We start from the raw sequence: 13,180 nt of genomic DNA on the forward strand, positions 1-13,180 counted from the left end.
ATTTGTAATCATTACAAATAGCAATGAACAGATTAAAAAAACGCTGGGGAATTACCTCAAATTTACAAGCCATAATTATATTTATCGTTTTTGCCATCACAGGATCGGCATCTGCGTGGCTTTCTAAACCTTTCTGTGTTTTGCTGGGTATTACTAAAGAAGATTTTGGTGGCTGGTTTACACTCATTCGCCTTATTATTATCTTCCCTATCTATCAAGTTTTACTAGTTGCGATTGGAACTATTTTTGGGCAATTTAAATTCTTTTGGAACTTCGAAAAGAAAATGCTTAAAAATATGGGACTAGGATTTTTATTCAAAGAATAACTCCGCTTTTACCCACTTAATAAAAAAACCGTTCTGGTTAAGATCGTCTCTTAAGCTAAAATTTTATTTAATTTCATTTTTTAGACCGTTTACTATTTTTGAAACTGCAGTTTAATCAATCCCTGCATTTATCAAACATTACATATTTAAAAAATTGGCATAAAAAAAATACATAACATTTTTTTTATGCCAATTTTTTATTTAATCACTATACAGAACAGGATGGTGCAGGATAGTTATATTTTAAGTAATAACAAACTTTACAATAGTTAGAAGCATTTATTAAACTTGATAATCAAACAATTAATGTTTCTAACAAAAATTATTACTTACTAACCAAACCACAATTTGACATGCTGAAAAATTACTTTAAATCCTCCCTTATGGTGGTGATGATTTGTCTCATTGCACCCGTAAACAAGGTTTTTGCTCAAAATCCGATTGTAAAAATCGACTTTGACCAATCAGGAAGACCGAAAGCCGAAGTAAATGATCCCGATTACACCGCTTGGGTAATTGCTTCTGGAAACACTAGTTCTTATACCGAAAATGGAGTTACTTTTACAATTAGTCGCACCGGAACTAATGGAGACAACTTAGGAACCAATTGGTACAAAGCAGGAATTCAAGCCCCTTATTACGCAAGATTGGTCTGTGATGGACTTACAGTAAAAGGCACAACAGCAAATCTTGGCGCTCAAATCGAACTCAAAATAAGCGGTTTAGCCACAGGAGAACATACCTTATTAGCTTTCTTCAACAATGTAGACAGCCCAACCACAAATACCTTTAGTCCAATTGATATTTCTGTAGATGGAAATGTAGTGGTCAATAATTTAATTCCAACTGTAAGAGCAACTAAAACAGCTGACGCAGCGTCTTCTTATTTAAGATTTCAAGCTACAGCAGGAACCGATGTCGTAATTTTAATCGCTGCAGAAACTTCGGGAACAGAAAATGTTAAAAACTTCATTTTTAATGGTTTTGAATTAAACACACCCAATATTTCTCATCAAGCTATAAATCCAGATCCAAAACAAAACAACGAACATGTAGAATTAGTATCTGGCGGAAAATTGTTGCAATGGACTGCTGGGTCGGGAGCTGTTTCACATAATATCTATTTTGGAACAGATCCAACAGCGGTTGATAACGCAACGACAGCTTCACCAGAATATAAAGGAAATCAAGCTTTAGCCAACAATTCTTATCAGGTAAACGGATTGTATACGGGAGCAACTTATTATTGGCGTGTTGATGAAGTTTTATCAAATGGAATTGAAAAAGGAAATGTTTGGCGCTTTCGTCCCGCACAGCTTGCTTTTCCTGACGCTGAAGGATACGGCCGTTTTGCACGTGGAGGACGTGGCGGAAAAGTTGTTGCCGTTACTAATCTAAACGACAGCGGACCAGGAAGTTTTCGTGAAGCCGTTACAAACGATATTGGACCGAGAACAATTGTCTTTAATACTTCTGGTGTAATTCAATTGCAATCACGTCTGGTTTTAAGCCAGCCTTACGTAACAGTTGCCGGACAAACCGCTCCAGGAAAAGGAATCTGCATTCGTTCTGCTCCTTTTGGCGTAACAGGAAACGATGCTGTTGTACAAAATTTGCGTGTTAGAGTTGGTGCAGGACCTACTTTTGACGGAATGGGATTAACAGGTGCAGACAATAGCATTATCGACCACTGCTCTATCAGCTGGACTATTGACGAATCTTTCAGTTCTAGATCTGGAAAAAATATCACCCTTCAGAGAACACTTATTTCTGAGGCTTTAAATGCAGCAAATCATCAAAATTATCCAACAGGAACAGAACATGGATATGCTGCTACAATTGGTGGAGATATCGGAAGTTTCCATCATAATCTTTTAGCACATTGTTATGGCAGAAATTGGAGTCTTGGCGGCGGATTGGACGGAAATGGCGCTTATGCAGGAAAAATGGATATTACCAATAATGTCGTTTATAACTGGGGAGGAAGAACCACAGACGGAGGAACCAAAGAAGTTAACTTTGTAAACAACTATTACAAACCTGGGGCTGGTTCAAAAATATTTGTTGCTTTTAATCAGCAAAATGAAGGTGTTGGAACCGGAATGCAGCAATGTTATTTTAACGGAAATGTAATGCCTGGCTATTTCGACGAATCCAACCAAACTGCTGGAAGAAAAGCATCAGGAAATACAGTTCCTTATGAGAATTTCGTAAATACACCTTTTTTCCCTTCTTATGTAACAACTCAATCGGCTAAAAATGCTTATAAAATTGTTCTTTCCGATGTTGGATGCACCCAGCCAGAATTTGACGAACATGACCAAAGAATTATTTCAGAGACATTAAACGGAACGTATTCTGCTGTCGGAAGTGTAACAGGCAAACCTGGATTTCCAGATAATGAAGCAGATGTTGGTGGTTTCGAAAACTATCCGACTGTAGTGAGAGATGCTAATTGGGATAGCGATCAAGATGGATTGCCAAACTGGTGGGAAAATATCATAGGAACCAATGTAAACTCTGCAATTGGAGATTTTTCAGATGCAAATGCCGATCCTAATTTAGATGGCTATACTCATTTAGACGAGTATTTACAATGGATGTCACTGCCACATTACGAATCTCCAGACGGAACTAAAATTGACATTAATATTCAAAAATTGTCAAGAGGATTTACAAGTGGCGTTTCTTATGCCATTTCGAATGTAGTAAACGGAAATGCAATTCTAAATACAGATGTGGTTGCATTTACACCAACTTCAAACGGATTATGCTCTTTTGAATTTACCGTAACAGATTCTGAAGGTGGTACAATGAAAAGAAAAGTGAATGTTATAAGCGGGCAAAGCTTGACATTAGGAACAGACGATAGTATTAAAGAAATTAAAAACAATGCTTTTAATGTCTGGCCAATTCCAAGCAACGGATCTTTCTCTGTTTTTATTGATAATGAAGAAGCAGAAATTTTAGATCTTAAGATCTACGATATTTATGGAAAAGAATTAGTAAAGCAAAAAATTAAAGGAGGCACACAAGAAACAATCCAATTGCATTCAAAAGGCGTTTTCTTGATTAAAGTCGTAAATCCGCAGACTAAGAAAACACAATACGTAAAAAAAATAATCATTCAATAGTTAAAACTAAAGCAATTAAAAAAGACGGCCTAAAACCGTCTTTTTTTTATTTTTTCTGAAAGAAATAAGTATAAATCCAAGTCAAGGTAAAAGACGGAATCACATCTGTAAAAGGCAGTATTTCCTCAAGAAAAGTCAAAACACCAGCAACCTTCCCTACTCTTCCTTTATACATTCTTGCCATAATTATGGCAGCAATAGGAGCCCAAACCACATCTGAAAACTCACCCAGAAACGGAATCGAAAAAGAAATCATACCAATTCCATCCAAAACCAGCCCTATAAGTAGTTTTGACATTCTGCTATCTTCTGCAACTTCTAAATCTTGCATAACACATTCATTTTTAAGTTAATCGAAATTAAAAATAATTCACGAAATTCTATTATCTCTTTTCTAAATTTAATTTCCATTATTCCCATATCAATTTACGTACCGATTTTAGATTTTAGATTTTAGATTTTAGATTTTAGATTTTAGATTTTAGATTTTAGATTTTAGATTTTAGATTTTAGATTTTAGATTTTAGATTTTCTAAAAGTCGCTTCGCTCCTTTTGGAATTGGGGTTTTGAAATTTGGAATTTGATTTTCACATATTGGAATTTGATTTTGACCATAATCTTCGTTTCTTTGTAAAAACAGTTTCACTACATGATACACGCAAAAAACATACATAAATTTTACGACAAACTTGAAGTTTTAAAAGGAGTTGATTTACATATTAAAAAAGGCGAAATTGTTTCTATCGTTGGTGCTTCGGGCGCTGGTAAAACTACATTACTGCAAATTTTAGGAACACTAGACAAACCAGATCATAATCCCGATTCATCTTTAACCATTAATGGTAAAAATGTACTCGAGTTACAAAACATTAAAAACAATAGCTCAAATCAAGAAAAAGCATTCAAAATCATCACTTGGTTAGGTTCTTTCTATATTATTCTGCTTGCAGGTTTTTTATTGTTTTTTAGAAATAAAATAGAGAATGATATTTTGGGTTATATCAATTGGGGAATATTACTTATGCCCATTATTTTACTATTAGGGTATTACAATCGTTACTTTAAAAAGAAAAGCAGACAAGACAAAATTTTATCCGATTTTAGAAACTTAAATCTTGGTTTCATTTTTCAGTTTCATCAGCTCCTACCTGAGTTTACAGCGCTAGAAAATGTATGTATTCCAGCTCATATTGCAGGCAAAAAAACCGCTGAAACCGAAGAAGAAGCAAAAAAACTGTTGAACTATCTTGGTCTTTCACACAGAATTAACCATAAACCTAGCGAACTTTCGGGCGGAGAACAACAGCGTGTAGCAGTTGCAAGAGCCTTAATCAATAAACCAGATGTCATTTTTGCCGACGAGCCTTCTGGAAATCTGGACACACATTCTGCCGAAAACCTGCACCAATTATTTTTTCAGCTTCGAGACGAGTTCGGACAGACTTTTGTCATTGTAACGCACAACGAAGAATTGGCCAATATGGCTGATAGAAAATTAGTAATGGTCGACGGACAAATTAGCAATTAAGTTAATTAGGAGCTTTTTCCTGCTGTCCTTCCAATCTTTTATGCCGAACCCCGGCATAAAAGGATTTTCCCTCCCATCAGGGCTAGGGCACTCGAACATAAAAGAATATTTCATTTAAAATGAACCAAAAAGAACTCAAAGAATTTCTAGACGAAAAAGTCATTCAATATAACAATCAGGATTTTATAGAAAGTGATCCTGTACAGATTCCGCATCTCTTTACTCAAAAAGAAGATATCGAAATTGCGGGTTTTCTTAGCGCTTCTATTGCTTGGGGAAACCGCAAAATGATTATCAAGAATTCGCATAAAATGATGGAATTAATGGGCAACACACCTTACGATTTCGTTATGTCACATTCTGACGAAGACTTGGCAAGACTAGAAACCTTTGTGCACAGAACTTTCAACGGACATGATTTTGCTGGCTTTATAAAAGGCTTAAAAAATATCTATCAAAACCATAACGGACTGGAAAATGTATTTGCTAAAAATCAGGAAAAAGACAGTTTGCAGAAAAGCATCAGCGAATTTAAAAAGATATTCTTTGAAACCGATCATTTGGCGCGAACTCAAAAACACATTTCAGATCCGTTAAACAATTCGGCCGCAAAAAGAATTAACATGTATCTACGATGGATGGTTCGCCAAGATGCAAAAGGTGTCGATTTAGGAATCTGGAAAAGCATTTCTCCTGCCGTTTTATCTTGTCCGCTAGACGTTCACTCGGGTAATGTTGCCCGCAAACTTGGCATTCTTTCGCGAAAGCAAAATGATGCTAAAGCTTTATTGGAATTAGATACCAAATTAAGAAAAATGGACGCGCAAGATCCTGTAAAATACGATTTTGCCTTGTTCGGATTAGGGGTTTTTGAAGGGTTTTAATATTGAAAATTAAACAGTTAGACTAACAAATTATTAGATGATTTTAAGAATTTGCTAAACAAACCACGAATTTAACGTACATTTGCACAAAATTAAAAGCAAATGAGCACTTTCGAAAAATTTAATCTTCCAAAATCATTACAAAAAGCAGTTGACGAATTAGGATTTGTTACGCCTACTCCTATTCAAGAAAAATCTTTTTCTGTAATCATGTCTGGACGTGATATGATGGGAATTGCACAAACCGGAACCGGTAAAACATTTGCTTATTTACTACCTCTTTTAAAGCTTTATAAATTTACCCATACCAATACGCCGAAAATTGTAATTCTAGTTCCAACTCGTGAGCTAGTGGTTCAAGTAGTTGAAGAAGTAGAAAAACTGACTACCTATATGTCGGTTAAAACGTTGGGTATTTACGGAGGTGTAAACATCAATACGCAGAAAAAGGCCGTTTACGAAGGTGTTGACATTTTAGTCGGAACGCCTGGACGTACAATGGACTTAGCACTTGATGCTGTTGTTCGTTTTGACGAAACACAAAAACTAGTGATCGACGAGTTTGACGAAATGCTGAATTTAGGTTTCAGACCACAACTGACTTCGCTTTTTGCGATGATGAAAACCAAACGCCAAAACATTTTGTTCTCTGCAACGATGACAGATGAAGTTGATGATTTATTAAATGATTATTTCGATTTTCCTGAAGAAGTTACATTGGCACCATCAGGAACTCCGCTGGAAAAAATTACGCAGCTTACTTATAATGTTCCGAATTTCAATACCAAAGTAAACCTTTTAAAACATTTACTGGAAAACGATGAAAGTATGAGTCGTATTTTGGTTTTCGTAAACAACAAAAAGATTTCAGATATGCTTTTCAATCGTATTGATGAGCTTTTTGAAGGACAATTTGGAGTAATTCACTCGAACAAATCTCAAAACTACCGTTTGAGCACAATGGCAGAATTCCAAGAAGGAAATCTTCGTGGCTTAATTACAACTGACGTTATGGCAAGAGGTTTGGATATTTCTAACATCACGCACGTAATTAACTTTGAACTTCCAGAAGAGCCAGAATTGTACATGCACAGAATTGGTCGTACAGGTCGTGCAGACGCAACGGGAACTGCAATTAGTTTTGTTACTCCAAGAGAAGAAGAATTCAAAATTGAAACGGAACTTTTAATGGATCAGGAGCTTAAAATCGCTGATTTCCCTGAAGAAGTCGAAATTTCAGCAAAACTGATCGAAGCTGAAAAAGACAAATTGCCAAGAAAGTTTTTAATGAAAAAACCAAAACTAGAAGGTGATGGCGCTTTCCATGAAAAATCTAAAAAGAACCAAAAAGTAAATCTTGGTGGTCCTTCAAAAACCAAAAAGAAAACTCACGGTTCTGTTAACAGAAATATGTTGAAGACAAGAAACGAGAAGAAGAAGAAAAAATAATTTTTTTAGATGCTAAGGTACTAAGTTGCTAAGGTTCTAAGTTTTTTTTATTCACAAGTAAGAGAAAAGGCTCAAAAGATTAAAATTTAATCTTTTGAGCCTTTTCTCTTAGTATCTTAGCAACTTAGAACCTTAGAACCTTTTTTCTAAATTTTCGTGAATAGAAGTCCTACTGGAGAACATAATTGGATTCTTCTTCCAGTATCTGTCAGTTTTCCTGTTGCGATATCTCTTTTAAAAATAACAATATCATTAGTATATTGATGTCCTACTAAAAGGTAATTTCCTGTTGGATCAATCGCAAAATCTCTTGGTCCTTTTCCTAAAGTGCTTTGCTGTTCAACCAATTCTAAAGCTCCTGTTTTAAGAATTTTGTAAACTGAAATTGCATTGGCGTCTACACGATCGGTAAGATATAAAAAGTTTCCGTCTGGCGAAAGCTTAATTGCCGCTGCTCCCGTTCCTCCTTTAAAGTCTTTTGGAAGAATGCTTGTTTCTGCAACTACCTTCAGACTTCCTGTTTTATCCCAGCTTAATGTTGTCAAAGTTCCATCCAATTCCTGAACTAAATACACAAATTTTCCATCTTTACTGAAAGTCAAATGTCTAGGACCGCTTCCTGGCTTTACATCAACACTTCCTTTTAATATCAAGATTTCGTTTTTAGCTGCTGGATTATATTTATAAATAAATACTTTATCTAAACCCAAATCGTTCGAAAGCACAAACTTTTTATCTGGAGAAAAAACAACCATATGGACATGCGCTTTTTCTTGACGCGCTGCGTTTGGTCCTTTTCCTTCATGCTGGATTAACTGCTGTACTTCAGTAATACTTCCGTCTGTGTTTTTCTTAAAAACCGCGATACTACCGCCAGAATAATTGGCTGCAATTACATGCTTATCATCATTTATTAAATGACACGGATCTGCTCCTAAAGCATCATTTTTATTCAACAAATTGGTCTTTCCAGATGCTGAATCATATGAAAATGAACTTACTGTACTTTGTGTTCCATTTTCGTTCACTGCGTAGATAAACTTATTATCTGCAGAGACAGATAAATAACTTGGGCTTACCACATTCTCAGAAGAACTTTTTAATTTATATTCGCCAGTAGAAGCATCAAATTCATAAACATAAATACCATTGCTTTGGCAGGTATTGGTGTAAGTTCCAACTAATAAATTGAACTTATTTTGAGCTTTAACAGCTGTTATGGATAAAGCGGAAAACAAGATTAAATATATTTTTTTCATAATTTGTTTTTTTGAATTAGCTAAAATAAACAATATATCTATTTGAAACAGTCTCTTTATTACAAGAAATTACAAAAGTTACATTTTTTTCACGTACATAAGAAATATAAGCTTTAGACTTTACCTATAATCTCTTAAATGAACTTATATGGTTTAATAATTTTTAATTCGTATTTTTGACCAGCATCTTCGCGAAAAACAAAACGTAGTGAAGTAAATCGAAGCCAGAATGCATTTTAAACATCCCGAAATTCTATACTTTCTGTTTTTATTGATTGTTCCAATTTTGGTTCATTTATTTCAATTAAGACGATTTAAAACTTCTTTTTTCACCAATGTTCGATTTTTAAAAGAACTTGCCATTCAGACTCGAAAGAGTTCTAAAATCAAAAAACGTCTTTTATTAGCAACACGTTTATTATTGCTTGCTTGCGCAATTATTGCGTTTGCGCAACCTTTTTTTGAAGCTACCGACAGCAAAAATGCTTCAAACAAAATGTATATCGTTTTAGATAATTCGTTTAGTATGCAGGCTAAAGGCAAAAAGGGCGAATTATTAAAAAGAGCTGTTCAGGAATTACTCGAAAACACTCCAGAAAACACTCAATTTTCGCTTTTAACAAACACCGAAAACTTTTGGAATACGGATATAAAATCATCTAAAAGCGCTTTACAAAATCTAAAATACAGCGCAACTTCTTTTGATCTTTCAGCCATTACAGCTAAAATTAAAGCACATAAATCGGCTCATAAAAAAGATATTGTCATTATTACAGATGCCGTTGGTTTAAAAGAAAAAGATATTGCAAATATTGATTTTGAAGAAAAACCTTATTTCATAGTTCCAGAAGCAGAACAGAAAAACAATGTCTCTATTGACAGCGTTTATATTAACCAGACTTTAGAAAACTTCTACGAAATTGGCATTAATTTGTCTGCTTATGGCGAAGATTTTAAACCGGTTTCTACAGCCTTATACAATCAAAATAAACTGATCGCCAAAACGATTATCAATTTTGACACGAAGAAAAAGAAAATAAATTTCACCATTCCAAAAGAAGCTTTTCATGGATATGTTGCAATTGAAGATAACGGTTTAAGTTATGACAACAAATTGTTTTTCAGCATTTCTAAAAACAAAAAAACAAACGTTATCAGTATTGGCGAACCTGAAAAAAGCAACTTCTTATCGAGAATTTATACCTCGGCAGAATTCAATTACAACAATTACCCAATTGGCTCTTTAGATTATAATAGTTTAGAAAAACAAAATACGATTATTCTAAACGAATTAATTGATATTCCGCAGGCATTGCAGACGACTTTAAAAGCTTTTGTTTCTAAAGGCGGAAATTTGGTTGTCATTCCATCTGAGAAAACTTCTCTTTCGAGCTTAAATGCATTATTGGGGAATTTTGGAAAAATTCAATTCGGAAATTTAGAAACTAACAGCAAATTAATCACTAAAATTAATTTCGACCATCCTTTATTTTCAGGCGTTTTCGAAAACAAAATAACCAATTTTCAATATCCAAAAGTAAGTAGTTCGTTTGCTGTTTCGAGTTCTTATCCAGCTGTACTTTCATTTGAAGACCAAACTGCTTTTGTAACTGCTGTTCAAAATCAAGTTTCTGGAATAACGGTTTTTACCGCGCCAATAAATAGTACAAATTCCAATTTTCAGCAATCGCCTTTAATTGTTCCGTTATTTTATAAAATCGCTCAGAACAATCAGAAAACGGGTGTAAATGCTTTGACAATCGGTAACAATCAGCCTTACTTTGTAGATGTTTTATTGACTAAAGATGCTATCTTGGAAGTTAAAGGAACAGACGATTCTTTTATTCCGATTCAGCAGATTTTAAATAATAAAGTCAAATTAACATTCAATGATTTTCCTGAAACCGCTGGAAATTATAGTGTTTTTGACAAAAAAGAATGGGTTGAAAATATCAGTTTTAATTACAAAAGAACGGAAAGCGATTTGAGTCAAGTAAACACGAATGTAGTTTCTGATTTCAAAACTGCCGATACCATTTCAACCATTTTTAATACACTACAAACAGAACGAACAGACAGCCAAATTTGGAAATGGTTTGTTATCTTTGCACTGTTATTTTTAGCATTAGAAATGGCAATTATAAAATTTGTGAAATAGAATTCGCGTTTGTTTTAAAGGCATTTTATTTTTTACAAAAATCATTTTACGACAAAAAATTATCTACATATGAAACTAATCATCAAAAGCGCCAAAATTATCGACTCAAAAAGTCCGTTTCACAATCAGACCGTTGATCTTTTAATTGCAGATGGTGTAATAGAAAAAATAGGCGTTTCTCTTCCAAATGACGATGCAGAAGTAGTACGATTTGATGATCTTCATGTTTCTCAAGGTTGGTTTGATAGCAGTGTCTCGCTGGGCGAGCCAGGTTACGAAGACAGAGAAACTATTGCAAACGGATTGAATGTTGCTGCCAAAAGTGGATTCACAGCAATTGCATTACAGCCCAACTCTTTACCAATTATTGACAATCAATCTCAGGTAAATTTTGTAAAAAATAAAGCAAATGGTTTTGCTACAGAAATTTTCCCAATCGGCTCTTTAACTAAAGCCAGCGAAGGAAAAGATATGGCAGAACTTTTTGATATGAAAAATTCGGGAGCGATTGCTTTTGGAGATTATAACAAAAGTATCGACAATGCTAATATCCTGAAAATTGCTTTACAATATGTTCAAGATTTCGACGGATTGGTAATCGCTTATTCGCAAGATCCAAACATTAAAGGAAATGGTGTAGCAAACGAAGGGATTGTTTCGACAAGATTAGGTTTAAAAGGAATTCCAAATCTGGCAGAAGAACTGCAAATTTCAAGAAATTTATTTTTGTTGGAATATACGGGCGGAAAACTTCACATTCCAACTATTTCTACAGCAAAATCGGTTGAATTAATTAGAGAAGCTAAAGCTAAAGGTATACAAGTAACTTGTAGCGCATCTGTACATCATTTGGTTTTAACGGATGAAAAACTGGACGGATTCGATACTCGATTTAAAGTAACGCCACCACTAAGAACAGAAGTTGACAGACAAGCTTTGCTTAACGGAGTTGCTGACGGAACTATCGACTTGATTACTTCAGACCATAATCCGATTGATATTGAATTCAAAAAAATGGAATTTGATACAGCTAAAAACGGAACGATTGGTTTAGAAAGCGCTTTTGGAGCTTTATTAACGGTTTTACCGGTAGAAACTATAGTTGCAAAACTTACTGCTGCAAGAACTGTTTTTGGTCTTGAAAACAATACAATTCAAGAAGGTGTAAAAGCTAATATTACTTTGTTTGCAACAGAAGGAAAATCAACTTTTACGAAAGAAAACATTCTTTCAAAATCTAAAAATTCTGCTTTTTTAGGGACTGAACTTAAAGGTTCTGTGTACGGAATTTTAAATCAAAATAAACTAGTTACAAAATAATACAAATGAATAATTCAGTCGAAGAAGGAAAACCAATTGCTATTACAAGTTACATTCTAATCATTGGTGTTTTGATCGCTATGAGCATGAATTCTGAAAACAAAAACAGTTTTGCTTCTTTTCATATCCGTCAAGCTTTAGGTTTGTCTTTATCTTTTATTTCTTTAGGAGCAATAATCAGTAATTTCGATAGTTTTTTTATCACTTTCCCAATGTGGATCTGTATTTCAATTCTATGGACTTTCGGAATTTTTAACGCCATTCAAGGACAAACAAGACCTATTCCGTTAGTTGGGCAATTATTTCAGAAATGGTTTAAAAAAATTGGTTAATTTTTAAAATCTCAAGTTTTAAAAATCCAAATTCCAAAACTGGAATCTGAAATTTGGAACCTTAAAAAACTTTGTCAAAGTTTGAAACTTTGACAAAGATCAAGCTGAACACTGAATACTAAAACCTGAACACTAAAAAAATGAATCTATCTTTAGAATATAAAATAAGAGAACCAAAAGTAATTTTAGATAAAAATCCGTTATTGCTTCTATTACACGGATACGGCAGCAATGAAGCCGATTTATTTTCTTTTGCTTCTGAACTTCCAGATAACTATTACATTATTTCTGCTAGAGCACCTTACGATTTACAATATGGTGCTTACGCTTGGTACGCGATTAATTTCGATGCCGATCAAAATAAATTTTCTGATAATGAACAAGCAAAAACTTCTCGTGATATAATTGCTAATTTCATTGACGAATTGGTTGCCAATTACCCAATTGATGCTAATAATGTAACTTTAATCGGATTTAGCCAAGGGTCTATTTTAAGTTATGCAACGGCACTTTCTTATCCAGAAAAAATTCAAAGAGTGGTAGCAATGAGTGGTTATTTTAATGAAGAAATCATCAAAGAAGGTTTTGAAAACAATGATTTCAAAAACTTAAAATTCTTCGCTTCACACGGAACTGTAGATCAAGTTATTCCGATTGAATGGGCGAGAAAAACTCCAGCGATTTTAGAGAAAATAGAGATCCCAGTTGTTTACAAAGAATATCCAGTTGGACATGGAGTAGCACCTCAGAATTTCTTTGATTTTAAGAATTGGCTGATTGGTTAGTGAC

Annotated in this window: 10 protein-coding genes and 2 pseudogenes; 10 read left to right on the plus strand and 2 right to left on the minus strand. The window is 34.2% G+C overall.

Features of this window, described 5'->3' with window-relative positions:
• Positions 1–23 precede the first annotated feature (23 nt).
• Complete coding sequence (locus SOM12_RS20595; protein WP_095931741.1) at positions 24–326, plus strand: DUF6787 family protein; 303 nt, start codon at positions 24–26, stop codon at positions 324–326.
• Positions 327–679: 353 nt separating this feature from the next.
• Complete coding sequence (locus SOM12_RS20600) at positions 680–3,460, plus strand: T9SS type A sorting domain-containing protein (protein ID WP_320495200.1); 2,781 nt, start codon at positions 680–682, stop codon at positions 3,458–3,460.
• A gap of 46 nt (positions 3,461–3,506) precedes the next feature.
• Here the strand turns inward: SOM12_RS20600 and SOM12_RS20605 are convergent, their stop codons facing one another.
• Positions 3,507–3,791, minus strand: a complete 285-nt coding sequence (locus tag SOM12_RS20605) for a hypothetical protein (protein WP_095931743.1) — start codon at positions 3,789–3,791, stop codon at positions 3,507–3,509.
• Positions 3,792–4,110: 319 nt separating this feature from the next.
• On the opposite strand from SOM12_RS20605, the pseudogene SOM12_RS20610 reads away from it, so the two are divergent.
• The 4 genes and pseudogenes from SOM12_RS20610 to SOM12_RS20625 form a co-directional block, all read left to right on the plus strand.
• Positions 4,111–4,323, plus strand: a pseudogene (locus SOM12_RS20610) (ATP-binding cassette domain-containing protein); the annotation flags it as partial.
• A gap of 216 nt (positions 4,324–4,539) precedes the next feature.
• A pseudogene (locus SOM12_RS20615) lies at positions 4,540–4,989 on the plus strand (ABC transporter ATP-binding protein); the annotation flags it as partial.
• Positions 4,990–5,108: 119 nt separating this feature from the next.
• Positions 5,109–5,873 carry a TIGR02757 family protein gene (locus SOM12_RS20620; protein ID WP_095929984.1) on the plus strand — a complete coding sequence of 255 codons (765 nt, stop codon included), beginning with the start codon at positions 5,109–5,111 and terminating at the stop codon, positions 5,871–5,873.
• Between the two features lie 102 nt (positions 5,874–5,975).
• Complete coding sequence (locus tag SOM12_RS20625) at positions 5,976–7,322, plus strand: DEAD/DEAH box helicase (RefSeq protein ID WP_320495202.1); 1,347 nt, start codon at positions 5,976–5,978, stop codon at positions 7,320–7,322.
• Between the two features lie 146 nt (positions 7,323–7,468).
• Here SOM12_RS20625 and SOM12_RS20630 read toward each other — a convergent pair whose 3' ends face one another.
• Positions 7,469–8,581 (minus strand): lactonase family protein, encoded by a 1,113-nt coding sequence (locus SOM12_RS20630; RefSeq protein ID WP_320495203.1) that lies wholly within the window; start codon positions 8,579–8,581, stop codon positions 7,469–7,471.
• A gap of 229 nt (positions 8,582–8,810) precedes the next feature.
• On the opposite strand from SOM12_RS20630, the gene SOM12_RS20635 reads away from it, so the two are divergent.
• From SOM12_RS20635 to SOM12_RS20650, 4 genes are all read left to right on the plus strand, one after another.
• On the plus strand, positions 8,811–10,739 hold the full coding sequence (locus SOM12_RS20635) for a BatA and WFA domain-containing protein (protein WP_320495205.1): 1,929 nt from the start codon (positions 8,811–8,813) through the stop codon (positions 10,737–10,739).
• Positions 10,740–10,808: 69 nt separating this feature from the next.
• The gene (locus SOM12_RS20640) at positions 10,809–12,059 is read left to right on the plus strand and encodes a dihydroorotase (RefSeq protein WP_320495207.1); all 1,251 of its coding nucleotides are present in this window, start codon (positions 10,809–10,811) and stop codon (positions 12,057–12,059) included.
• Positions 12,060–12,064: 5 nt separating this feature from the next.
• Positions 12,065–12,391: a hypothetical protein gene (locus SOM12_RS20645; RefSeq protein WP_320495209.1), complete on the plus strand. Its 327-nt coding sequence runs from the start codon at positions 12,065–12,067 to the stop codon at positions 12,389–12,391.
• 140 nt (positions 12,392–12,531) lie between these two features.
• Positions 12,532–13,176, plus strand: a complete 645-nt coding sequence (locus SOM12_RS20650) for an alpha/beta hydrolase (RefSeq protein ID WP_320495210.1) — start codon at positions 12,532–12,534, stop codon at positions 13,174–13,176.
• Positions 13,177–13,180 lie beyond the last annotated feature (4 nt).

Source organism: Flavobacterium sp. CFBP9031 (assembly GCF_034044945.1).
Lineage (GTDB): Bacteria > Bacteroidota > Bacteroidia > Flavobacteriales > Flavobacteriaceae > Flavobacterium.